Here is a 25,128-nt window from a genome sequence, read left to right on the forward strand (position 1 = left end):
AAGTGATGATTTTTTCTTTGATCAAGGATTAATCTTATCGCGTATTATGAGATACTGAAAAAATAATTAGGTAATAAAACGAGATAGCATGGAAAACATTGAAGTCCGAGGCGCCCGCACGCACAATTTAAAAGACATCAGCCTAACCATTCCCCGTGATAAGCTGATAGTTATCACTGGCCTATCTGGTTCAGGGAAATCGTCTTTAGCGTTTGATACTTTGTATGCAGAAGGGCAACGTCGTTATGTTGAATCACTGTCAGCCTATGCAAGACAGTTCTTATCGCTAATGGAAAAACCCGATGTCGATCACATCGAAGGTTTATCGCCTGCTATCTCTATCGAGCAAAAATCGACCTCGCATAACCCGCGTTCAACAGTTGGTACAATCACTGAGATTTACGATTACCTACGTTTATTATTTGCCCGCGTAGGTGAGCCTCGCTGCCCTACTCACGACTTGCCACTTGCCGCACAAACGATCAGCCAAATGGTCGATACGGTTTTAGCCCTACCTGAAGGTAGTAAGCTAATGCTGTTAGCCCCAGTAGTCAAAGATCGCAAAGGTGAGCATGTTAAGCTATTAGAGCAACTCGCAAGCCAAGGCTTTATCCGCGCCCGTATTGATGGCGAAGTATGTGACTTATCTGATCCACCGACTCTCGAGCTTCATAAAAAGCATACTATCGAGGTCGTGGTTGACCGCTTTAAAGTAAAAGATGGCCAACAACAGCGTTTAGCTGAATCATTCGAAACAGCCCTTGAGCTATCAGGTGGTATTGCCCATGTAGCGGCGATGGACGACTCACTCAGCGAAGACATGCTGTTTTCTGCTAACTTTGCCTGCCCAACGTGTGGCTATGCCATGAGTGAACTAGAACCGCGTTTATTCTCGTTTAATAACCCAGCGGGTGCATGTCAAAGCTGTGATGGTTTAGGTGTGCGTCAATATTTTGATCCAAACCGCGTTGTGCAAAATCCAGAGTTAAGTTTATCGGGTGGGGCAATTAAAGGCTGGGACAAACGCAGCTTTTATTACTTCCAAATGCTGCAAGCAGTCGCAGAGCATTATAAGTTTGATCTAGAAGTGCCTTTCCAAGAGCTTAGTAAAGAGGCTCAAAAAGTGATTCTTGAAGGCTCAGGCAAAACTAAAATTGCCTTTAATTATCGTAACGATCGTGGCGATTTAATTACGCGTAACCATGAGTTTGAAGGCGTTTTAAATAATATGAATCGCCGCTACCGTGAAACCGAGTCAAACTCAGTGCGCGAAGAACTGGCTAAATACCAAACGAGCCAAGCGTGTCCGAGCTGTCATGGCTCTCGATTGCGTGAAGAAGCTCGCCACGTATTTATTGGTCAAACGAATCTACCAGCTATCACCACAATGAGTATTGGTGAAAGCATGGCATTTTTTGAAAGTTTAAGTCTGACAGGCCAGCGCGCGCAAATTGCCGAAAAAATTCTCAAAGAAATTCGTGACCGTTTATCTTTCTTAATTAATGTAGGCCTTAATTATCTATCGCTTGAGCGAAGTGCCGACACCCTGTCTGGTGGTGAAGCGCAGCGTATTCGTTTAGCAAGCCAAATCGGTGCAGGTCTTGTTGGTGTTATGTACGTACTGGATGAGCCTTCAATTGGTTTACACCAACGCGATAACGACCGCTTACTAAAAACCCTTATTCATTTACGTGATTTAGGCAATACAGTGATTGTGGTTGAACATGACGAAGATGCCATTCGAGCGGCGGATCATATTATCGATATTGGCCCAGGTGCGGGGGTTCATGGCGGCCATGTTATTGCCGAGGGTACTCACGACGATATTCTAGCAAGTAAAGATTCAATCACCGGTCAGTACCTCTCTGGTGAAAAGAAAATCGAAGTACCTGCGGCTCGCCATCAAACCAACGACAAATGGCTTGAGTTATTTGGTGCCACAGGTAACAACTTAAAGAACGTTGATTTACGTATTCCATTTGGCTTAATGACCTGTGTCACAGGTGTATCAGGCTCAGGTAAATCAACGCTTATCAACGACACTTTATTTAAGCTGGCTCATACCGAGTTAAATGGCGCAACAACCGCAGAAGCGGCACCGTATAAGTCAATTCAAGGTCTGGATCATTTTGATAAAGTCATTGATATTGACCAAAGCCCCATTGGCCGTACTCCGCGCTCAAACCCTGCAACTTACACCGGTATTTTTACCGGTATTCGTGAGCTATTTGCAGGCACTCAGGAAGCCCGTTCACGAGGCTATAAAGTGGGTCGTTTTAGCTTTAACGTGAAAGGTGGTCGTTGTGAGGCGTGCCAAGGCGATGGCGTAATCAAGGTAGAAATGCACTTTTTACCGGATGTGTATGTGCCTTGTGATGTGTGTAAGGGTCAGCGCTATAATCGCGAAACACTCGAAGTACAGTACAAAGGTAAAAACATTCACCAAGTACTCGAAATGACTGTTGAAGATGCCCGTGAGTACTTTGATAAAATTCCCGCTATTGCACGTAAACTACAAACCTTAATGGATGTCGGCTTGTCGTATATTCGCTTAGGTCAAGCTGCAACGACTCTTTCAGGTGGTGAAGCGCAGCGTGTGAAACTGGCTCGTGAACTGTCAAAACGCGATACGGGTAAAACCTTATATATCCTTGATGAACCAACTACGGGTTTACACTTTGCTGATATTCAGCAATTATTGGTAGTGCTCCACCGTTTACGCGATCACGGTAACACCATAGTCGTTATTGAGCATAATCTTGATGTGATTAAAACCGCAGACTGGATTGTCGATTTAGGTCCAGAAGGCGGTTCAGGTGGGGGAGAAATTTTAATTTCTGGTACACCTGAAGAGGTCGCTGATTGTGAGCGTTCACACACTGGAAGATACTTAAAACCACTACTATAAAAAGGATATTGCGTGCGTAGGTATTTAAAAATTGCAAAATGGCGCGCGAATAAACAGCTTCAACAACAGCAGCGTAGCTGGCAGCCACATAAAACAAAGCTGGTTGAACGTATACAAGCCATTTGGTTTAACTTAAGTACCGCGCAAAAGCTTTATCTGTTAGCATTAAGCAGCCTGATTGTTCTACAATCGGGCTGGTTAAGTGCAACCATTACGATCATAGCACTCGTTATAGAGTTTTGGCCGAAATTTAATCAGCTTTGGCATTCACTTGCAGGCAAAGCGTTAATTTTAATCTTCTACGCCAGTATCGCTAACTTTGTATTGGCCGGTGCGAGCGGTATTGTAAACGATGTAACTCATGTCTCATCTACTCACTTTAACTACACGCATAACTTTGCCACTCTCTTATATTTACCCCCTTGGGCGATGGGCATTAGCCTAGCGACCCTATTATTATTTCAACTTTTTTTACCCTTCTATATTTTTGCTTTATTACTGATAAAACCATTTGGCTCTGAGCGAATTAAGTTTATAAGCCAAAGCTATTCGCCACTATTAACCGCCATAGTGCGCTTTGTATTAGCGTCAGTGGTATTGATTAACCTAATTTCCTTTATTGACGACCAACCGCCTGAAGAAGTACTCGACAACATTGTCAGCACCTTTGCAGATAGTAAAGCCATTGCTAAAGAGTCAGGTGAAGAGCAACAAAAAGCGGTTGAAGAACTCAGTGAAAAAATAGAACAACAATTGCCAGACAGCTCAGAGAAACCACTCACACCAAAGCCTGACATAAATCTTGACGGTGATGGCGAAACAGCCGAAAACCTTCGCCAGTTTTTAGATACCAAAGGCTACTTTGAACGCAGTAAACGCTTAATTGCCATGTTTGCATACAGCTTTGAGGCAGATAGTTACTCCCGCTGCGTAAAAACAGAAAACAGTAAAGCGGTTGAACTCAATGATTATGAAATTGTGCAAGTAACCCCAGATAACAATGCGGAGTATGGCTACCGCTTTGAAGTGATAGCTTGTGACTCACCAGGTATCTTGCCAGTTACTAAATAGCAGACAAAAAAATACCGCTATTCAGCGGTATTTTTATTTCAATAATTTGTTGAAAAGCTTACGGACGAGGGATAAAACCTACCGCATCGTAAACAGCTTTTAATGTTTTTTCAGCGCGGATACTCGCCTTTTCAGCACCTGATTTCATAATGCTATCAAGTAGTGACTGATCTTCGCGAATTTCTTTAAAGCGCGCTTGAATTGGCTCAATCATATTAACAACAGCTGCTGCTGTGTCTTTTTTCAGGTGACCATACATTTTGTCTTCATATTCAGGCACTAAGTCTTCAATTGAGCGCTTAGTTGCAACTGATAATAAAGTGAGTAAGTTAGATACACCTGGTTTTTCTTCACGATCAAAGTAGATACGCGCTTGCTCGTCAGAATCTGTTACTGCTTTTTTCAGTTTCTTTTCTATCTTCTTCGGCTCATCTAATAACATGATGTAACCGTTTGGATTTTCATCTGACTTAGACATTTTTTTCAACGGATCTTGCAGGCTCATTACACGTGCACCAAACTCAGGGATGTATGGTTCAGGTAGTTTAAACACATCACCGTATAAGTTATTGAAACGTGTTGCAATATCCCGTGTTAACTCAAGATGTTGCTTTTGATCTTCACCCACTGGCACTTGATCAGCCTGATATAACAAGATATCAGCCGCTTGCAGCACAGGGTAAGAGAATAAACCCACATTTACGTTATTCGCATGCTTTGACGACTTATCTTTAAACTGCGTCATACGGTTAAGCTCACCCATTTGCGCATAACAGTTTAAAACCCAGCTAAGCTGAGCATGTTCAGGCACTTGAGATTGTACAAATAGTGCCGATTTCTCAGGGTCGATACCACATGCTGCATACAGCGCAATACCGTCAAGCACGCGAGAGCGTAGTTGCTCTGGATCTTGACGTACAGTAATGGCGTGTAAATCTACTAACATAAAGAAACTTTCGTGGTCTTCCTGTAGCTTAAGCCACTGGTTAATAGCGCCAACATAGTTGCCTATTGTCATACCACCGGTTGGCTGAATGCCGCTTAACACTACTGGTTTACTCATGATGTTCCTTTATATTTTTACTTAAAAAGACGAATTTAAAATGCACTTACCTTTGGGTAAGAACAGGTATTATATCTAAGAAATTCTCGCAGAGGTACTCTGGATTGAAATCAGCGAGGTTTTCACCTTGGTTATAGCCGTAGCTTAGCGCAACAACTTCAATATTAGCCGCTTTGGCAGCCAAAATATCACTTTTTGAGTCGCCTATCATAACCGCTTTTTCTGGGCTTACATCAAGTTGCTGACATGCAAACTGCAAAGGCTCAGGTGATGGTTTCTTTGCCATATCATCACCACAGACAATCAGCTGAAAATGGCTGGTCAGTGAGAGTTTATCAAGTAACTTCTCGGTAAAACGACGTGCCTTATTGGTGATCACCACTTTAGGCACACCAGCAAGCGCAGCAAGCCCTGTTTCTACATGCTGATAAAGCGCACTATAGTCACCCACAACGTGGTCATAATGCTGATAAAACAAATTAATAGCGCGCTCAGCAAGGGCTTCGTCTAAATGTTCACTGATTTGCATATCGCCACTCAAGCCGCGCTTAACAAGTGTTTCTATCCCATTTCCCACCCAGCTTTCGACCAACTTTTGGCTAACAACTGGAAATGCTAAGTCAGTCAGAGTCAGGTTCATTGCAATATATAAATCATAAACACTGTCGACTAAGGTGCCATCTAAATCAAAAAATGCTGCATCGTATTTCATGAATCAACCTTCGCAAGTTCACTGCGCATTGCATCGATTACCGCTTTATAATCTGGTTGATTAAAAATCGCAGAGCCTGAGACAAACATATCAGCGCCCGCTTTTGCTATTTCGGCAATATTATCAATACCCACACCACCATCAACTTCTAAACGAATATTGCGACCTGAGTCATCAATAATTTTACGCGCTTGGCGAAGCTTCTCGAGGGTATGAGGAATAAAGCTTTGGCCGCCAAAGCCTGGGTTAACCGACATTAATAACACTACATCGACTTTATCGAGTACATGTTCAAGGTAGCTAAGACTGGTTGCAGGGTTGAACACCAGACCTGCTTGGCAGCCACTGTCTTTTATGAGCTGCAAGGTGCGATCAATATGTTCACTGGCTTCAGGGTGAAAACTAATAATTGAAGCGCCTGCTTCTGCAAAGTCTGGGATAATTCGATCGACTGGTTTTACCATGAGATGTACATCAATCGGTGCCGTCACGCCGTAGTCACGCAGTGCTTTACAAATCATCGGGCCAAAAGTTAGGTTTGGCACATAATGGTTATCCATTACATCAAAATGTACAACATCAGCGCCACTTGCGAGTACACGATCAACATCTTCACCTAAGCGAGCAAAATCGGCCGAGAGTATAGACGGGGCTATTAAATACTTTTGTAATGTTTCCAACATGAGAAATTCCATTATAATTTGCGACAGCAAGAAGAGCGCATAATGTAACCCAATAGCTAGCCGATTAAAACACTGCGCTCTTTGTGAGGTAAATAAATACAGTGAACTAGTCCATTCAGCTAACTAAACTTGAGTATGAGTAATAAATTATTTAATTTATTCGCATAGTTAGGTTTTAACACACAAAAATTAAACATAAAGCTTACCTCAAGACACTAATTTTATTAATTTTTCCTTAAATTCAGCAGTAATTAAGTTTGTTATTTGAGCAATTGTTAGGTATGCTTGGCAAAATAACATAAACAAAGGTTATTACCATGCGTGCTTTTAAAACTGGGATCTTAATCGCGTCCGCACTGACTGTTGCTGCTTTTGCACATTCGCTTTCAACTGCGAATGACGACTTTTTATTAACTGCATCAAATTGTCAATGTAACACAACAGGCCTTTCTACAAGTGCTAATCAATGTATGCAAGCCGAACAAGAAACTGGTTGGTTTTCTTGGCTTACAGGCGATAGCCGCAGCGCACAATTCCATTATTTAGATTTACTAGAATTACTAACAAGTAGTGAAGAATCAAAAAAAGTTAGTAGTTTAGGCTCGAAATTTTAAGCCCGATGAGTAAGTTTTTTAGCGCATTACAAAGTGTTTTCGCTGCTTTTTTTGGTGTGCAATCAGAAAACAAACGTCAGGCCGATTTCAAAGAGCACTCATTAAGCACAATCATTGTTATTGCTCTTGTGTTATTTAGCTTATTCGTAGCGGCTATTTATTTCACCGTTTCTTTGGTGCTAAATACATAGCCATCAACTCGTTTACTTTATTCCGCGAGCCCCCTTTTGGGCTAATTGTGCGTTTCACCTGAATCTCATCAAGTGCTGCTTGGCTGTATATTTTCCGAGTCCACACTGTATCGTGGTTTGAGATAAGCACTGGAGTGTTATTTTCAAATGCTGTTTGCTCTGCCAGATTTGCTAGGTTAGCTTGATCATCTAAATTAAAGCCCCCTTTCGCATACGAGGTAAATGAGGCCGTTTTACTTAACGGCACATAAGGTGGATCGCAATAAACAACCGCATTTTCAGGAATAAGCTTAAATACTTCGTCATAACCTAAGCAAGTAAAGGTTGCTTGCTGTGCTTTGTGCGCAAAAAAGCTCATTTCTTTTTCAGGAAAATATGGGCGCTTATATTTACCAAAAGGCACATTAAAAATGCCTTTGAGGTTGTAGCGACATAAGCCATTGTAGCCATGGCGATTCATGTATAAGAATAAGATAGCACGCTCATACACATCATTGCTTTGATTAAACTGAACACGATACTCATAATAAGCTTCAGGATGATTGTTTAATTCAACGAATAGTTTTTTCGCATCACTAATAAACTCATCCGGAGTGCGTTTTAGTTCGGTATATAGGTTGATAAGGTCTGCATTGATATCATTAAGAATGTAATGCTTGAAATCTGTATTTAAGAAAACAGAACCTGCACCAACAAAAGGCTCAACTAAGGTATCAGCGCTCGCGCTCGCTTTTTTTAAACGGGCATGAATATCTTCTACTAAGCTGTATTTTCCACCTGCCCACTTAAGGAAGGCTCTGGTCTTTTGCTGCATCTGCTCTTAACTTCAATTCAGTGTTGCGCGATTCTACACTAATCTGTTTTATTTTACTGATCTAGTGAGGCGATTTCTTGCTTAATTTTACTTATTTTTTTGTAAAAAGGCTGATTTTTACGCACATTATCAGAAAGCTGTAAAGCAGCCTTTTTTGCGTCACCTAAGGTTTTATAACTGCCGGAAGTAACAATCCACCAACGTGTACCATTACGTAGGGCTTGGTATATGTGAACTGTATCCTGTAAGTTATTTTCTGTAATAAACTTATCGGTAATTTCTTGTTTAGTTACAGCCAGCAGTTGAATAACAAAGTGCTCATCAGGTTCAGCTAAGTACCAGGCATTTCCTGTTAACGTTGCAACCTCAGCGGGCTCTGTTAGCTGCTTTTGCTCCGCGGGTGCATCTTCTAAACCAGTGGCGGTATCATCACTTTCTGCCGTTTCTTGAGGTTCAGCAGGTACAGGAATAGCTAAACTATCAACAATTGCTGATACGTTATTTTCATGTGATAGCGTAGCAACAGGTTGTTCTTGCTCATTACTTTGTTGCTGAGCGGTTTCAATAGGTGCTTTTTCAAGTGCTTTGTCAGTTGGTGCTATGATTTTTTCAGCTGGCAGCGCAGTGGCTACCTTTGCTGTTGTATCTTGTTGATAATGCTCTTTCCACCACTCGGTCATATCGGCCTTGTATAAAAAGCCAATTATCAGCAGCATGGTCGTTAACAGTAATAAGAGTAAGTAGAGTAATTTATAACTTTTTTCAGGTTCACGAATATCAGCGGTGTGTTCTTGTGGCTGCCAAGCCAATAAAAGAGCTGGATTACCCTTTGCTTCTTCAACAAAAGTGCGAAAAACAGGGTCTTCTTCAACTGGCAAGTTAGGAAAGAACCAACGCATTAATTGTTTACTCTCACTCATATTGAGGGCTTCAAGATGAATTTCTACGGCTTGTGTAAACTGCCCTACCGATTGCGAGGCTATTAGGATATAGAGCGTGCTGGGGCTTTGCTTGGCAATAAGCTCAAGCTGCTGAACAAGCTCTTCTGATAGGTGACGACCACCATCGATAACCCATAAACAATCGCCACATGGCTGCTGCTTATAGAGCTGATAAAAGTTCTCTGAAAGTGTTAATGAGTGATCGATAAGCGGGTTGCGAAAATTCTGTTCGAGTAAATCAGTAACAAATTGTTGATCCGTCATCTTACCGTTAAGTTGCACAAAAGCTTTATTAAACTCAAGATACTTATCGGTAATAAAAGTTTCTAATAGATAACTTTTCCCTAAACCAGAAGGACCTAATAAACATATCAGGTTTTGCCCATATTCAAACTGTAGGGCGATTCGATCAACTAGCGCAGCACGGCTAGGCAATATTTGCGATTGCATTAGCGTATAAGTAAATCACAAACCTGCTGATCAGTTACATCACTAACCAGCGCACATTGACCAAATTTTGTAGGAAGAATAAAGCGAATGGTGCCTTTTTTATTTTTCTTATCTTTGCGCATGTGGGTAAGAAACTGCTCGCAAGTCATCTCATCTGGCGCTTCCACAGGTAAGTCGTATTGAGCAATAAGCGCTTCAATACGTTCAACCTCTTGCTGTGATAAATCATTACGCTTGTGTGCTAGTCTTGCCGCCAATACCATACCCGCTGCAACCGCTTCACCGTGTAGCCAATTACCATAGCCCATCTGTGCTTCAATCGCATGACCAAACGTATGACCTAGATTCAATAATGCACGCAGGCCCGCTTCTTTTTCATCTTCAGCAACAATAAGCGCTTTAATTTCGCAGCAACGGTAAATCACGTGTTGTAAAGTTTGCTCATCGAGTGATTTAAGGTTGGCAATATTTTGCTCAAGGTAAGCAAATAATTCTGTATCGTAGATCAGGCCATACTTAATGACTTCAGCCATACCTGCTGCAAACTCACGCTCAGGCAACGTATGCAAAGACTTAGTATCAATGAACACCGCTTGTGGCTGATAGAAAGCGCCAATCATGTTCTTACCTAACGGATGATTTACCGCTGTTTTACCACCCACCGAGGAATCGACCTGTGATAGTAAGGTTGTTGGTACTTGTATAAACGGCACGCCACGTTGATAACACGCTGCCACAAAGCCCGTTAAGTCGCCAACCACACCACCACCCAAAGCTATTAAGCAGGTGTCTCGGCCACAGTTATGCTCAAGTAAAAATGCTGAAATCTTTTCAAACCACTCTAGTGACTTGTATTGTTCACCATCAGGAATAATAAAAGAGAGCGGATTAAGATCAGCCAACGACCTCATTACATCATCTAAATATAAAGGTGCAATAGTGTCGTTGGTGATAATAACAGGTCGACAATCACCGATATGTTCACGGAGTCGACCTTGGTATTGAAGTGCAGATTGACCAATATAAATAGGATAACTTCGCTCGTCCAAATTAACAGTTAATTCAAGCATCGCTAGTTTCCTTTTATTCTTGGTTTTTAAAAATCTAATTTCTCGATGATTTGATTAGCAACAACTTTTGCGCTTTGTTCATCAGTGCGGACAACAAAATCAGCGACTTCTTTGTATAGCGGTTCGCGTTCTTCAGCTAAGCGCTCTAATACATCGCGCGGTGCTTCTTCTGTTTGCAATAATGGACGACGCTTGTCGCGCTGCGTGCGTGCAACTTGCTTTTCGATCGGCGTTTCAAGGTATACAACAATACCACGAGCAGAAAGCTTGTTACGTACTTCTTTACTGATCACAGAACCACCACCGGTTGCAAGAACGATACCTTGCATCTCAGTTAAGTCTGAAATAACAGTTTCTTCACGAAGTCGAAAGCCCTCTTCACCCTCAAGATCGAATACCCAAGCAATATCTGCTCCAGTACGACGCTCGATCTCTTGATCTGAATCGAAAAATTCAAGGTGTAATTGGTCAGCAATGTGACGACCAATTGTGCTTTTGCCAGCCCCCATAGGGCCCACTAGAAATATATTACGTTTCTCAGCCATATCTTTTTAGTACAAACGAACTCTAAAATTTGAAATAAAACCCCGCCTAACGACCTGGCCCCAAAATTAAGGAGGGGATTATCTCAGTAATTGATTGGGTATTTCAAGTCAATTAACATAAAAAGCCAGATAACGAGCAATTAAACAGGTTAATTGCTCGTTGATTAAGAAAAAATCACCTAATCGATTTGGATTTTTGGTGTTACGAAGATCAGTAACTCTCTTTTTTCATTAAATTCACTGGTGCTTCTAAACAAAACACCTAAGTACGGAATATCACCCAATAGGGGGACTTTCTTTGTTGAATTGACGATTTGCTGTTGGAAAATACCGCCAAGCACAACCGTCTGTCCGTTTTCAACCAACACTTGTGTTTGAATCTGTTGGGTATCAATCGCTACAGCAGGTCCTGTTGGTGTCTGAACAGTGTCACCGCGTGTATCTTGTGTAATCACAAGATCTAAGATGACTTTGTTATCTGGCGTGATGTGCGGTGTTACTTCTAAGCTTAATACTGCTTTTTTAAAGCTCACCGTTGTTGCACCACTTGATGCCGCTTCAACATAAGGGATCTCAGTACCTTGTTCTATGCGCGCTTTTTGCTGGTTTGCTGTTGTAATACGAGGACTTGCAATAATTTCACCTTTGTTTTCTTCCTCAAGCGCTGTCAGCTCTAAATCAATTAAGGTGCCATTTGCAAGTTTTGCTACATGCATACCAATGCTTCCCGCAGGGTTTGAGATTGGTAAATTAACGTTGAGTCGATCAGACAAATTAGGAATAACCCCATTCGAAATCGTCTCTGCACCTTCTAATGTGCCAGCAATCCCATCACTCCCTTGTTGATCACTAAAGCCCCAACGAACCCCCAAGTCTTCTTGAACATTGTCTCGTACTGTTACCATACGTGACTCAATCACCACTTGTTTTACCGGAATATCTAAGGTTTCAACCATACGGCGAACACTTTCAATACTCTTTGCGGTATCTTTGATTAGCAGTGTATTAGTACGTTTATCAACTGACACACTACCACGCGCAGAAATGATACTATTGGTGTCGGTTTTTAATAAGTCCGCAAACTCTTCTGCTTTTGCGTAGTTAAGGCGAATGTACTCACTGTATAGAGGTTCTAAGTCTTCAACTTGTTGTTTCGCTTTTAACTCTTTTGCTTCTCGGGCTGCAAGCTCTTCAGATGGCGCAACCATTAAAATCGTGCCATCCATACGTTTGTCTAAACCTTTGACTTTTAACACAACGTCCAGCGCTTGATCCCATGGTACACCTTCTAGGCGTAATGTGATGTTTCCTGTTACAGAGTCACTGGTCACTAGATTAAACTCATTATAGCCAGCAATAATCTGCAAAACGGCGCGCACCGGAATATCTTGAAAGTTTAAGGTCATTGGTCGACCTTGATACTCTATACCACCATCAAGGTAGGCTCGCTGTGAATCATCTTTTTCAACAGTGAGGGTGAAAATATTTTCTATTTGTTGATGAGTAAATTTAAACGCCGCATTAGGCTCAATGACAACACGGCTCATATTACCCTCTTTAAAGGTTTCGATTGAGCTAACCACAGTGCCAAAATCAAGTACATCTAATTGATAAAGTAGATCATCTAAAATATCTGTGTGATGAAACTCTGCAACAATTTTCCCACCACTTTCGTGAACGTCGATGGCAGCTTGCGTATCTTGCAGAAATACAAGTACACGCCCTTCTCCCTTTTCACCACGGCGAAAATCTATCGACTGAATTGTATTGATATAATTGTTCTTTGCAGAAAGAGGATCGGCTTCGTCGGATGTGATTGGATTGTCCGAAACATGCAAGCTGACTATGTTATCTTTAGCGGTTGTTTTATAAATTTTCAAACGCTCTAAAGACACTGTCACTTTTAGACCTTCAGAAGTCATTGTGCTTGTCACATGCTTTATACCCGCTTGGTTTACGGCTACATCACGAACACCGTTATCAACGCCTACATCACTGAATAGCATCTCAATACGAGCTGGCGTATTATACACCTGCACTTTTGGCTCAAAGGTAAGTGCTTCATCAAAGACGAGTTGTAATTGTGTCTCGCCCTTCATTAATGGGTTATAACGTATGTCATATAATAATGGAGCGGCTACAGCAGCTTGCGCCATAAAAAAAGCTAATGCAGCTAATATATATTTATGCATATCATTTAACCAAGTCGTTGCTTTATGCATTTTGTTTTTACTTTTCATACGATTAACTTGCACCATTTGTATTTGCCTCTAACATTTCTAGTTTTGTCAGACGCTCTTTCCAACAACCAGCCCCATCAGGGATTAATTCTAATAATTGTATATAATTGTCATGCACTTCTTTTATTTCGCCATGATACAAACCAAGATAATTACCAACAGTAACCCGATAAAGAGTTTCATCAGCCGCTTTGATCAGTGCCCATGTTTGACCACTTCGGCCAATTGTTCCTTTCATTGATAAATTATCAAGCGGGTATTTTTCTAGTGGCTGGCGAACACGGTCAGGATCGGGATGTAAGCAGTTTTTTACCTGCACGAGATTATTTTGAATAATTTCAGGCTTAGGGGCGACAAATGGGCTGCGCATTTTACCCGCACTGTATTCAAAATACTCAAAATTCGCCATTTGTGGAATCGGCTCGACCTTCGGCGTTGTGCTTGCTTTAACCTGATCAATAAACTCTTTTTGCTCAGAGGTATCATCGTTACAGGCACTGAGCAATAAACTCATCATGATTACTAAGGGGAACTGTTTCACTTTTTAGTCCCTCCTTCATAACGGTATGTTTTAGCCACAACACTAAACGTTAACTCATCATTCCCTAAGGTTTGAATTGTGAAATCATGAAGGCTGACAATACGAGGAAGCTGTGCGACTTTACCAACAAAATCACCAAACTCATGATAAGTACCCACAACCTCTATTTTTATTGGTAACTCAGTATAAAATTCTTTTTCTATTTCAGGTAACCAACCAATTTTTAAGAATGTAAGGCCGCTGGTTGTTCCCACATAAGATAAATCATCGAGTAATCCAGGGGTTTCATTTGAGGTCGGTAAGCGCTTCAATAGCTGCGAGAACTTTTCTTCCATATCAATCATTTGTTGGCGATACAGTTCTAAATTACTGGCTATAGCGTACTTTTGCTTATAGGTGGTGCGCAATTGGGTTTCTTTCTCAACAGCGGCTTGGTAACTCGCGATTTCATCAGACACCAATAAGCTGTAACTAAAGTAAAGTACAATAGCTGCAACAAAGCTACAACACAGAACTTTAACGGCGATAGGCCAATCGCCCATGTTTTCGAGCTCTATTTCATTCCAATCTATTTCTGTTAACGATTTGATATCAAGGTTCATTGCGCGCCTCGCCTATCTTATCAAATGGCTTAACATAAAATTCCATATTAAAGTCACTCAGTAGTCTTGATGTTTGTTCACCTGCAACAATACCTTGCATGATAGGTCGTTCAAGTAAATAAGAGCCTTGAACTTGGCGTAGCATGGTTGATAAACGGTTATTTGACTCGCTACGACCAACAACATGAATACTATTACCGCGGCGCTCTAATTTAGTTAAATACACTCCCGCAGGCACTATTTTCGCAACTTCGTCCATAATTTGCGTACCCAGGTTACGACTGCTTTGTAACTCTTCGATTAAGCGCATACGTTGTTGTAAGCTTTCTTTCTTTTTATCCAACTCGTTAATTTCACGAATACGTTGATTCAGTAATGCTATTTCTGTGTTCAAAAAATCATTTTTAATATTTTGCCCTTCGCGCAGACCGCTATAAAAAGAGCTCAGGATGTACATACTCAAGAAGCAAACCACCACAACTGCAAACAAAATAGTGACAAATTTATTTTGTGACTCTTTTCGTTGCTGTTCACGCCAAGGTAGCAGGTTTATATGTGGCATGATGAAAAGCTCCTTAATGCTAACCCTGTCGCTATTGCAAATTGCGTACGATGACGTTGTAAAACGTTACGATCTATCTTTGGGGCTATCTCAATATTAGCAAAAGGTTCTGCAACCACTGTATGGATCCCTAATTCTTCAATCAATAGACGGTCTAACCCATCTATCATGGCGGTTCCACCGGTTAAAACAATATAATCGACCTGATCTTTACCACTGGTTGTTAGGAACATTTGCACAGCACGCCTTACTTGCTGTAAAAGCGATGTTTGAAATGGTGCAAGCACCTCAAAGGTATAATTAGGGGGTAAATCACCGGTTGTTTTACCAATTTCAGCTTCATCAAAACTCTTGTTGTAATAACTGACAATACTATTAGTGTATTGGTCACCACCAAATACTTGGTCACGGGTATATATCGTTTCACCCGCTTGAACAACACTCACCAGCATCAATACAGCACCGATATCAACGACGGCTACACACTTGTTAAAAGCATCACTTGGTAGCTGCTGATAGTAGATGTCCATGGCACGGCTCAATGCGTAGCTTTCAACATCAACAACTTTCGCTTTCAGGTTGGCTGTTTCAAGTGCACTAACCCGTGCCTCTACACTTTCAGTTCGCGCAGCAGAGAGTAAAACATTCACTTTACTTGGATCAGCTTCATTGATTGAAAGTTTTTCGAAATCAATATTAACCTCATCAAGTGGATAAGGAATGAGGCTGTCGGCTTCAATGGCAATTTGCGACTCTAATTCAGCATCAGTTAATGATACATCCATAAAAATAACTTTCGTGATCACGGTTTGTCCAGACACGGCTACGGCCGCGGACTGAACTGATTTGGGTAGTTTCTTTTTTAATTTAGTAATCACATTGCCAATTGCTTCAATATCTTGGATTGATCGTTCAGATATTGCGCCTTTAGGCATAGGTTCTATCGCTAAAGCCTCAAGTCGCAAACCTGCGTCTGTTTTCTGCAACAACACCGCTTTGATACAATGCGATCCAATGTCGATCCCTACCATCATAGATGAAGGCTTTTTAAATAGTTGACTTAGCATGTTTGCAACTTGGCCTTTGTTTTAATAATAAACAAGTTATAATTTTTGTCTGAAAAAATATTATTCATTTTTTAATCAATATATACTAGCAGTCTCCGATTCTAATTGGGAGTCTATTTAGGGAAAATATAAGTGATTTTATTAAAGAGAACTTTACAATTTATTATCATCTGCTCGTTTTTAGGCCTTATTACTTTAGTCGGTCTATACTATTACGTTAAACCTGACATTCCTAGCGTTCAGGTACTAAAAGACGTTCAGTTACAGACACCTATGCAGGTTTTTTCTCGGGACGGCTTATTGATTAATCAATTTGGTGAAAAACGACGTATTCCCGTCACGATAGATCAAATACCACAGCCACTCATTGATGCAATTTTGGCAACTGAAGACAACCGCTTTTACGAACACATAGGGATTGACCCTATTGGTATTGTTCGCTCTGCCATTGTACTCATATCCACAGGTGAAAAGAAACAAGGCGCAAGCACTATAACTATGCAGTTAGCTCGTAACTTTTTCTTAACTCGAGAAAAAGCTTATATTCGTAAGGTCAAAGAAATTTTCATCGCACTGCATATTGAAAGTATTCTTAGTAAAGATGAAATTCTTGAGTTGTACTTAAATAAAATTGAGCTTGGAAATCGAGCTTTTGGTATTGGTGCCGCCGCCCAAGTTTACTACGGTAAAGAACTAAACGAACTAACCCTTGCGCAAATGGCGATGATTGCAGGCTTACCAAAAGCCCCCTCTGCTTTAAACCCTATCCGAAACCCTGTACGTGCCAAAGCACGTCGAAACGTAGTGCTTGGTCGTATGTATACAGAAAAATACATCACACAAGCGCAATATGATGAAGCAACTAGTGCCCCTATCACAGCTAAGTTTCACGGCGCTGAAATTGATGTATACGCGCCCTATATTTCAGAAATGGTACGTGCAGAAATGGTCGCCCGTTTTGGTCATGAACGCGCTTACAATACTGGCTTTAGAGTATTTACAAGTATCGATTCTGAAATACAACAAGCTGCACAAGATGCTTTAGTCAATAACCTCCATGCTTACGATATGCGTCATGGCTATCGAGGTGCAACAGCTCAGCTATGGGATAGCGAAACAGAAAATCCTCTTAACAAAGACGCGATTTTAGAAAAACTAAAAGACGTTAAAGAGTTTGGTCCATTATTAACAGGTGTCGTTACCCAAGTTGCAGAACAATCAATTCAAGTGTTGCTAAAAAATGGCGAACAGGTAACGGTTGAATGGGATGGCTTAAAGTGGGCGCGTAAATATATCACTCGCTACCGTCAAAGCTTCCCACCAAAAACAGCTGCTGAAATCCTCACAGCGGGTGCGCAAATATGGCTTCGTAAAAACACTGATGACAGCTACATTTTGAGCCAAATACCAGAGGCATCAAGTGCATTGGTATCCCTCGACCCACAAGATGGCCGTATTAAGGCTATCGTTGGGGGCTACAGCTTTGAGCAAAGCCAATACAACCGTGCTGTTCAAGCAAAACGTCAAGTAGGGTCAAATATAAAACCGTTTATCTACTCAGCGGCACTTGAAAACGGCTACACCTTGGCATCTATTTTAAATGATGCGCCAATAAATCAGTGGGATAAAAGCCAAGGTGTTGCATGGCGTCCAAAGAACAGCCCTGCAGTGTATAACGGCCCTATTCGTATCCGCCGTGCCCTTGCACAATCTAAAAACGTGATCTCTGTAAGGTTACTACGCGGTGTTGGCTTACAACGCACCGCAGACCACCTACTCAAATTCGGCTTTTTGAATAGCGATATTAACCGCAGTGAATCCCTTGCATTAGGCAGTGCTTCAATTACACCGCTTGAACTTGCCAGAGGGATGAGTAGCTTTGCTAATGGTGGACACCTCATCACCCCGTATTTTATTACTGAAATACAGGATTCTTCTGGCAATACGATATTTAAAACACAGCCAGAGCTTGCGTGTGACACGCCCGAGCCGACATCATTTACAAGTTATACAGCTGACAGTGACCAGTTAAATTCAGCACAACCTGATACTGCGCCACGTTGTGCACCGCGTATTATTTCAAAGCAAAATGCTTTCTTAATTTCACAAGCGATGCATAGCGCAATTTGGGGTGGCGGTAGTTGGACCCACAAAACGGGCTGGAGTGGTACAGGCTGGCGAGCTCAAGCACTTGAGCGCCGTGATCTTTCTGGTAAAACCGGTACAACCAATGACTCTGTGGATACTTGGTTTAGTGGTTTTAATCGAAATGTAATGACCTCAGTGTGGGTTGGTTTCGATAACCCAGGTAACCCACTTGGCCGTTCAACCTACAATAATAATCTAGATAAATCACAAATATCTGGTGCAGAGTCTGGTGCTAAAACAGCTCAACCTGCTTGGGTTGATTTTATGCGAGTCGCACTCGATGGCATGCCTGAGGCACCTATTGAGTTACCTGAAGGACTGGTGTCTGTTCGTATTGACTTAGCCACGGGCTTGCTTAGTCATAAAAATGATTATACCAGCCGCTTTGAGTACTTTATTAAGGGCACAGCCCCTACGAAATATGTACTCGATCAGCCAACTGATGTATTCGAAGAAAATCTTTCAACAGAAGAAGAGCTATTTTAGCTAATTGAGTGTAATAAAAAGACCCCCAGTAATTGGCATGTCCAACTATTGGGGGTCACTTCATTTGGCGGTTTTTTATTACACGATAAACAAGATTTATTTTAGGTTGTTCACCAACCAGTACAAATCAGAATGAACCCCTGCCGCAGTGACTTCTTTTCCTGCACCTGGGCCTTGTATTACCAAAGCGTTCTCAGTGTACCACTGTGAGTTAATAACAAAGATATTGTCACCTGGCTTAAGGCTTGCCAGCACATCGTCTTTTGCTACATTAACTAGACCAACTTCAGCTTTCACGTTGCCATGAGTAATGGTAATCGCGCCGGTATAGCGAACAAGCTTATTTTCGACTTGTGCTTGCTCAGCTTTTATCTTCATAAATTCATCAAGTAAATGCTTATTTGCTAAGAAATCTTGCCAACTACCCGCGGCCAACTCTTCAGGCATTAATGGTGTTAAAGCAATATCATCAAGCTCTAAATCAAGACCAAGATCACGTGCTAAAATAAGCAGCTTACGTTGCATATCTCGACCCGACAAATCTTCACGAGGATCAGGCTCTGTGTAACCCATTTGCTGTGCTTTTAGTACTAAATCAGAAAACGGCACGCTGCCATCATAACTGCTGCATAACCACGACAGAGTACCGGAAAAAACCCCTTCAATACGGTTAATTTTATCGCCACTGTTTTGCAGATCAGCGAGTGCAAAGTTGATAGGCAAACCTGCACCAACACTGGTGTTATAACGCCATAATAAATTACGCTCAGCTAAATTACTGCGTAAGTTTTGATACCAACTATTAGCTGCCGTACCAGCATATTTATTAGCACTGATCAGGTGGCAGTTTAGCTCAACAAAATCAGGGTATAAAAGGCTAAACGCTTCACTAGCTGTGATATCTACGATCACTTTGTGCTCATAATCGAGTTCACTAATACGTGTTAATAGCTCTTCTTTTTCGTAGTTTTGTGCTTCATTTTGCCACTGTTCTTGCCACATCTCAGTGTTTAAACCACTAGCACTAAACAGCATTTGCTTGGAGCGAAGTAAAGCGACCACTTTCACTTCATAGTGTTCTGAAAGGCGTTTTAGCTGCGCTTGTAGTTGTGAAAGAAACACCTCCCCAACATTACCCAGCCCAGCAACAATCACAGCCAACTCTTGGCCTTTATTAATTAACTTGTCGTGTAGTAAGGTCAGCACGTCACTATCAATCGCTTGGTCTTTTAAAACTAATACGTAGTTTTCATCTTGCTGTACAAAGCGTGTGTTGATACTTTGCTCTTTTAATAACGCCGTTGTTTGCTCTGCGAGTGAGCTAATATCACTACTTGGCGCTACCACCGCACAACCACTTAAATTAGACTCAACAATATTGGCACGCCCTGCAAGGTAACTTACAACTTGATGTGTACACGAGCCTGGCACTAACAGATAGGTATCGCCGGCTTTTACAAAGTGATGCAGGCTATGCTGAATCAACTGGCTCAATTCACCCACTTCGCCACTACTTAATTTATCAATACGAAGCAAGTCAATGTTATCAAGGGTCGTAATAAAACGTTTAGCTTTACTGTACCCCTCTTTTACAACCTCTGTTGGGCTTGCCTCACAGTCAAAGCTGCTTCTTACAACGAGTTTAATGTCGCTACCTTTTAGCGGCGACAATGTCTTAGCATGCAATACAGGGTTACCTAAACGGGCTAACAAATTCGCTTGTTCACGGCATACCTTGTTATACTTAACAGCATTTTTAACTTTGCGAGGATCTGTACTAAATACACCTTGTGTATCAGTCCAAATTGAAACTTGCTTTGCAAAGGTATAACTAGCCAGTAGTGTGGCACTATAGTCACTGCCATTGCGCCCTAGGGTTACGGTATTGCCTTGGCAATCAGCGGCAATAAACCCCGTCACAACATTGATCTGGTTATGGTTGATTAACTCACTGCAACTTTGCTGATTTTTTTGATGCAACAATTGGCCATCATGCAAAGTAAAGAGCTGTCTTGCATCAACATCTTTAGATTCTAAACCGAGTTGATTTAAATAGGCTGCAAGTAACCGAGCAGACCAAACCTCACCATGAGCAAGTAAAGGTGCTTCATGTAGTTGTTGCTGGGCAATTAACGCTGTCAGTGATGCTAATTCATCTTTTAGTTTAGCTAATGCATGTTGCTTACTCTGCGACACTAATAGCTGCTCGATTAGTGCACGCTGATTATTATCAATAAGCAATAAAATATCACTCACAGCTTGATTATCATTTTGTTGATAGCTCTGCCAGAGCTTTACAAGTGTGTCTGTCGTTTTCCCAGAGGCTGATACAACAACACAATCGCCTAGCTCAGTGTTTGCCAACACAATGTTCGCAACTGCTTGATACCGCTCGGCTGAGCTTAGGCTTGAGCCACCAAATTTATGAACAATATTAACCATTTCTTCTACCACAATGCCGTATGTGCAGGCGTTAACTTAAACGATGTATTTTGCTGATTAGTTGGCTGTACTTGAGCGGCTTTAGGTTGGCCCGCTTGTAAGCCTTCGCCTGGTTTAACTTGATTGAAAACACGTTCCAGATCAGCAATTAAGTCGTTAATATCTTCAATACCGACAGAAATACGAATGAGTGTATCGCCCACACCTGCCTCAAGGCGTGCTTTAGGATCCATGCCAGCATGAGTCATTGTCGCAGGATGGCAAATAAGGCTCTCAACCCCACCCAATGACTCTGCAAGGCTAAACTCTTTTAAGCTTGTTAAAAACGCAGCAGCGTCATTAATATCACCTTTAATATCAAAGCTAACCATACCACCAAAGCCACGTTGCTGCGCTTTAGCGAGCTCATGCTGAGGATGAGAAGCAAGACCAGGGTAATAAACCTGACTAACAAAAGGCGAATTTTCTAAATACTGAGCGATTGCAAACGCATTCTCTTGGTGTTGTTTTAAGCGCACATTTAATGTTCGCAAACCACGAAGGGTTAAATAACTATCGAATGGTGCACCGGTAATACCAATGTTATTTGCCCACCAAGCTAGTTCATCACCAAGCTCTTGTGTTGCGGCAATCACTGCACCACCTACTACATCTGAGTGGCCATTAATATACTTAGTCGTTGAATGTACGACGATATCTACACCAAACTGAATTGGATTTTGGAGTGCTGGTGATAAGAACGTATTATCGGCAGCAACTAAAGCTCCACATTGCTTAGCAATTGAGGTGATCGCTTTAATATCAGTTAAACGCAAAATTGGATTACTGGGTGTCTCTATCCAGATAAGCTTTGGTTTGATTGCTAAAATTTCTTGATGATTTTCACTGTTGGTTAAATCTAACACTTTTAGCTTCAATAACCCGCGCTTTTCTAATGATGTGAATAAACGGTAACTGCCACCATAGCAGTCATGCGGGATCACTAAAGTGTCGTCACTATTTAAAAGCTGTGTTGCTAAATGCACCGCAGACATACCCGTTGCTGTAATAATGCCTTTTGCACCGCCTTCAAGTTCAGCCAGTGTTTCAGCCAAAATATCACGATTCGGATTACCACTGCGTCCGTAGTCATACTGACGTTTAGTATCAAAATCAGCAAATGAATAGGTGGTTGATAAATAGATAGGTGGAACGACAGCACCATGATGTTTGTCAGCTTCGATACCATGACGAACAGCTATCGTCGCTTTATTTTTTTCACTCATTTCATCACCTACTCATTAATTGGATGTTTAGACGTCTAAAAGGTTAGATGATCAATTATGAGAAGTCAAAGCATTTGTGGCTGACATAAAGAAGTTTATACATTTACACGACTAGATGGCTAAACAACTAGTATTTGACTATCTTTTTTAAAGAGATAAAATTTCCGCATCTTTGCGCTGTGAAAAAGGCGTGAACTACTTATAACCGAGGCAACGAAATTACTTATGGCTAAATGGAACGGTGAATACATTCACCCATACGCAGAACACGGTAAAAAATCAGAACAAGTTAAAAAGATTACCGTATCAATTCCGCTAAATGTACTAAAAGTATTAACAGATGAACGCACTCGTCGTCAGATCAACAACCTACGACATGCGACAAATAGTGAGCTTCTATGCGAAGCTTTTCTACATGCTTTTACAGGTCAGCCATTACCAAATGATGACGACTTACGCAAAGACAACCCAGAAAAAGTCCCTGAAGAAGTGAAAAAGATCATGCTTGAAATGGGATTAGATATCCCTGTACTTGATTCTGAATGAGCCATCGGATACACGCCGATTCACAGGTATAAAAAAACTCAGCTAAGGCTGAGTTTTTTATTAGCGTAAATAAATTTAACGCATGTAATCTTCTGGCATTTCGATTTGCGCAACGCCCGACTCAACCGCCGCTTCTGCAACAGCACGCGCGATACGTGGTAATAAACGCGGGTCCATTGGCTTCGGAATGATGTACTCGGCACCAAACTCAAGTGATTCAACGCCAGCCGCTGTTAATACTTCGCTTGGTACTGGCTCTTTGGCAATACCACGAATAGCATGCACAGCTGCAATTTTCATTTCATCATTAATTGCCGTTGCACGCACATCAAGCGCACCGCGGAAAATAAACGGGAAACAAAGCACGTTATTTACTTGGTTAGGAAAATCTGAACGACCCGTTGCCATAATTAAATCATTGCGCGCACTGTGTGCAACTTCTGGCGCAATCTCAGGATCTGGGTTTGAACACGCAAACACCACTGGCTTGTCTGCCATTAGCTTTAAATCATCCGCCGTCAATAAATCTGGCCCAGATACACCTACAAATACATCCGCATCAGCAATAACGTCTTGTAATGTACGTTTATCAGTGTTGTTAGCAAACAACTGCTTATATTCGTTTAAATCATCGCGGCGAGTATGGATCACACCTTTACGGTCAAGCATATAGATATGCTCACGTAATGCACCACACTTAATTAACAGCTCCATACAAGCAACAGCTGCCGCACCAGCTCCTAAACATACGATAATGGCATCTTCGATATCCTTACCTTGTACTTCAAGGGCATTAAGCATACCGGCAGCAGTAACAATAGCTGTACCATGTTGGTCATCGTGGAAAACTGGAATATCGCAGCGCTCGATAAGCGCTTTTTCAATTTCAAAACATTCTGGTGCTTTAATATCTTCTAGGTTGATGCCGCCAAACGTATCAGCGATGTTTGCAACCGTATTGATGAAATCTTCTGTAGTGCGATGTTTTACTTCAATATCGATTGAATCAAGGCCAGCAAAACGTTTGAATAGTAATGCTTTACCTTCCATGACAGGTTTTGATGCAAGAGGGCCTAAGTTACCCAAACCTAAAATTGCGGTACCGTTTGAAATCACCGCAACCATGTTACCTTTACCAGTATATTTGTAGGCATTTGCTGGATCAGCAGCGATTTCACGAACTGGTTCAGCCACACCTGGGCTATAAGCTAAAGCGAGATCGTTAACCGTTTCGGCCGGCTTGGTTAGTTCAACACTAATTTTACCTGGAACGGGGTGAGCGTGGTAATGTAATGCTTGTTCACGGAAATCTGACATAACGCGATAGTATCCTGCAAAAAAGTTAAAAAGTGAGAGAGCTTGCATCAGTACGATACCTGTAATGTATAAAAATTCCAAGTATTATCAGGTCTATCCTGTTATATGCTATATCGCTTAATTTTAAAGGATTTACCCACAACTTCTGTGCATAGTTGCGATTAATCAGACATAAAAATTCACCTATTTATGACCTTTTAAGCACCTGTTTTTGTATTTTATATGCACGAACACTGCAAATAGCCGAAATTAGTTCCAAATGACCATTTCGACGACATTGCCAGCATTTACTTACAAAGTTATTTAAATTTATTACTTTTTGTAACTTTTGGAATCATTTATACATCTCAGAATATAGCGAAGGGATTGCACTTTGTCTGCAAAATTAGCGACATAATGAGCATAACAAGCAAAAATAGTTATATGGGAAGTGAGTGAAAACAGCAGGTTCGGCATAGCGTCTAACATCATGCTTTGTTAATTTCAGGTATAAAAAAAGCACCCTAAGGTGCTTTTTTTAACTAAACAGCAGACATTACTTCTTGCTGCTAAGTGCACCGAAGCGCTTGTTGAAACGATCAACACGGCCGCCAGTGTCTAAAATCTTTTGCTTACCAGTGTAAAACGGGTGACACTCAGAACATACGTCTAAGTGGATGTCTTTACATAAAGTAGAGCTAGTTTCGAATTTGTTACCACATGAACAAGTTGCAGTGATAGCTTCGTACTTAGGGTGAATACCTTCTTTCATAGGGAACCTCTAGTTAAGGCCGCATCGCTCTCCAAACCCGTAGTCTGGCACCATACGTCGTTAATACAATTAATAGGCCGCGTATTTTATAGGCCAATA

General features: G+C 41.4%; 22 protein-coding genes. 6 read left to right on the top strand and 16 right to left on the bottom strand.

The window, feature by feature from the left end:
- The first annotated feature begins 88 nt into the window (after positions 1-88).
- Positions 89-2,908: an excinuclease ABC subunit UvrA gene (gene uvrA, locus L3V41_RS15060; RefSeq protein ID WP_237128036.1), complete on the top strand. Its 2,820-nt coding sequence runs from the start codon at positions 89-91 to the stop codon at positions 2,906-2,908.
- A gap of 12 nt (positions 2,909-2,920) precedes the next feature.
- Positions 2,921-3,979 (top strand): hypothetical protein, encoded by a 1,059-nt coding sequence (locus L3V41_RS15065; protein WP_062567312.1) that lies wholly within the window; start codon positions 2,921-2,923, stop codon positions 3,977-3,979.
- A 58-nt stretch (positions 3,980-4,037) separates the two neighbouring features.
- Here the strand turns inward: L3V41_RS15065 and trpS are convergent, their stop codons facing one another.
- Genes trpS through rpe form a run of 3 tightly spaced genes read right to left on the bottom strand, consistent with a single transcriptional unit; the run spans position 4,038 to position 6,437 of the window.
- Positions 4,038-5,042, bottom strand: coding sequence for a tryptophan--tRNA ligase (gene trpS / locus L3V41_RS15070; protein ID WP_062567311.1), 1,005 nt, complete (start codon positions 5,040-5,042; stop codon positions 4,038-4,040).
- A gap of 46 nt (positions 5,043-5,088) precedes the next feature.
- Complete coding sequence (locus L3V41_RS15075) at positions 5,089-5,754, bottom strand: phosphoglycolate phosphatase (protein ID WP_237128037.1); 666 nt, start codon at positions 5,752-5,754, stop codon at positions 5,089-5,091.
- Positions 5,751-6,437, bottom strand: a complete 687-nt coding sequence (rpe, locus tag L3V41_RS15080; protein WP_062567309.1) for a ribulose-phosphate 3-epimerase — start codon at positions 6,435-6,437, stop codon at positions 5,751-5,753. The genes L3V41_RS15075 and rpe overlap by 4 nt, the downstream gene beginning before the upstream one ends.
- Positions 6,438-6,754: 317 nt before the next feature.
- Between rpe and L3V41_RS15085 the strand changes: the two genes are divergently transcribed.
- Both L3V41_RS15085 and L3V41_RS15090 read left to right on the top strand, forming a co-directional pair.
- On the top strand, positions 6,755-7,051 hold the full coding sequence (locus tag L3V41_RS15085; protein WP_062567308.1) for a hypothetical protein: 297 nt from the start codon (positions 6,755-6,757) through the stop codon (positions 7,049-7,051).
- Between the two features lie 5 nt (positions 7,052-7,056).
- Positions 7,057-7,242 (top strand): DUF2970 domain-containing protein, encoded by a 186-nt coding sequence (locus tag L3V41_RS15090; RefSeq protein WP_062567307.1) that lies wholly within the window; start codon positions 7,057-7,059, stop codon positions 7,240-7,242.
- On the opposite strand, the gene L3V41_RS15095 is transcribed toward L3V41_RS15090, so the two are convergent.
- The 9 genes from L3V41_RS15095 to L3V41_RS15135 form a co-directional block, all read right to left on the bottom strand.
- The gene (locus L3V41_RS15095) at positions 7,214-8,056 is read right to left on the bottom strand and encodes a Dam family site-specific DNA-(adenine-N6)-methyltransferase (protein ID WP_062567306.1); all 843 of its coding nucleotides are present in this window, start codon (positions 8,054-8,056) and stop codon (positions 7,214-7,216) included. The two genes, L3V41_RS15090 and L3V41_RS15095, sit on opposite strands and share 29 nt — an antisense overlap.
- Positions 8,057-8,109: 53 nt before the next feature.
- Positions 8,110-9,447 carry an AAA family ATPase gene (locus L3V41_RS15100; protein ID WP_193988244.1) on the bottom strand — a complete coding sequence of 446 codons (1,338 nt, stop codon included), beginning with the start codon at positions 9,445-9,447 and terminating at the stop codon, positions 8,110-8,112.
- Positions 9,447-10,517 carry a 3-dehydroquinate synthase gene (aroB, locus tag L3V41_RS15105; RefSeq protein ID WP_237128038.1) on the bottom strand — a complete coding sequence of 357 codons (1,071 nt, stop codon included), beginning with the start codon at positions 10,515-10,517 and terminating at the stop codon, positions 9,447-9,449. Before aroB ends, L3V41_RS15100 begins: the two co-directional genes overlap by 1 nt.
- A gap of 26 nt (positions 10,518-10,543) precedes the next feature.
- Positions 10,544-11,062, bottom strand: coding sequence for a shikimate kinase AroK (aroK, locus tag L3V41_RS15110; protein ID WP_036973192.1), 519 nt, complete (start codon positions 11,060-11,062; stop codon positions 10,544-10,546).
- A 179-nt stretch (positions 11,063-11,241) separates the two neighbouring features.
- Complete coding sequence (locus L3V41_RS15115; RefSeq protein ID WP_237128039.1) at positions 11,242-13,320, bottom strand: type IV pilus secretin PilQ family protein; 2,079 nt, start codon at positions 13,318-13,320, stop codon at positions 11,242-11,244.
- The gene (locus L3V41_RS15120; RefSeq protein ID WP_193988243.1) at positions 13,307-13,843 is read right to left on the bottom strand and encodes a pilus assembly protein PilP; all 537 of its coding nucleotides are present in this window, start codon (positions 13,841-13,843) and stop codon (positions 13,307-13,309) included. The genes L3V41_RS15115 and L3V41_RS15120 overlap by 14 nt, the downstream gene beginning before the upstream one ends.
- Positions 13,840-14,445, bottom strand: a complete 606-nt coding sequence (locus L3V41_RS15125) for a type 4a pilus biogenesis protein PilO (RefSeq protein WP_062567301.1) — start codon at positions 14,443-14,445, stop codon at positions 13,840-13,842. Before L3V41_RS15125 ends, L3V41_RS15120 begins: the two co-directional genes overlap by 4 nt.
- Positions 14,435-15,007 carry a PilN domain-containing protein gene (locus L3V41_RS15130; protein WP_062567300.1) on the bottom strand — a complete coding sequence of 191 codons (573 nt, stop codon included), beginning with the start codon at positions 15,005-15,007 and terminating at the stop codon, positions 14,435-14,437. The genes L3V41_RS15125 and L3V41_RS15130 overlap by 11 nt, the downstream gene beginning before the upstream one ends.
- Positions 14,995-16,074 carry a pilus assembly protein PilM gene (locus tag L3V41_RS15135; protein ID WP_193988242.1) on the bottom strand — a complete coding sequence of 360 codons (1,080 nt, stop codon included), beginning with the start codon at positions 16,072-16,074 and terminating at the stop codon, positions 14,995-14,997. Before L3V41_RS15135 ends, L3V41_RS15130 begins: the two co-directional genes overlap by 13 nt.
- Before the next feature lie 132 nt (positions 16,075-16,206).
- On the opposite strand from L3V41_RS15135, the gene L3V41_RS15140 reads away from it, so the two are divergent.
- Entirely contained in the window at positions 16,207-18,708 is a 2,502-nt protein-coding gene (locus L3V41_RS15140; protein ID WP_062567298.1) for a PBP1A family penicillin-binding protein, read from the top strand.
- A 96-nt stretch (positions 18,709-18,804) separates the two neighbouring features.
- Here the strand turns inward: L3V41_RS15140 and metL are convergent, their stop codons facing one another.
- Both metL and metB read right to left on the bottom strand, forming a co-directional pair.
- Positions 18,805-21,150: a bifunctional aspartate kinase/homoserine dehydrogenase II gene (gene metL, locus L3V41_RS15145; protein ID WP_237128040.1), complete on the bottom strand. Its 2,346-nt coding sequence runs from the start codon at positions 21,148-21,150 to the stop codon at positions 18,805-18,807.
- Positions 21,151-21,155: 5 nt separating this feature from the next.
- Complete coding sequence (gene metB / locus L3V41_RS15150) at positions 21,156-22,415, bottom strand: cystathionine gamma-synthase (RefSeq protein ID WP_062567296.1); 1,260 nt, start codon at positions 22,413-22,415, stop codon at positions 21,156-21,158.
- 225 nt (positions 22,416-22,640) lie between these two features.
- Here metB and metJ point away from each other — a divergent pair, with 225 nt between their 5' ends.
- Entirely contained in the window at positions 22,641-22,961 is a 321-nt protein-coding gene (gene metJ, locus L3V41_RS15155) for a met regulon transcriptional regulator MetJ (protein ID WP_062567295.1), read from the top strand.
- Positions 22,962-23,036: 75 nt separating this feature from the next.
- On the opposite strand, the gene L3V41_RS15160 is transcribed toward metJ, so the two are convergent.
- On the bottom strand, positions 23,037-24,278 hold the full coding sequence (locus tag L3V41_RS15160) for a malic enzyme-like NAD(P)-binding protein (protein ID WP_062567436.1): 1,242 nt from the start codon (positions 24,276-24,278) through the stop codon (positions 23,037-23,039).
- A gap of 535 nt (positions 24,279-24,813) precedes the next feature.
- Complete coding sequence (rpmE, locus tag L3V41_RS15165; protein WP_036973208.1) at positions 24,814-25,029, bottom strand: 50S ribosomal protein L31; 216 nt, start codon at positions 25,027-25,029, stop codon at positions 24,814-24,816.
- Between the last annotated feature and the right edge of the window lie 99 nt (positions 25,030-25,128).

The organism is Pseudoalteromonas sp. L21 (assembly GCF_021728035.1).
GTDB classification, from domain to species: Bacteria; Pseudomonadota; Gammaproteobacteria; order Enterobacterales; family Alteromonadaceae; genus Pseudoalteromonas; species Pseudoalteromonas arabiensis.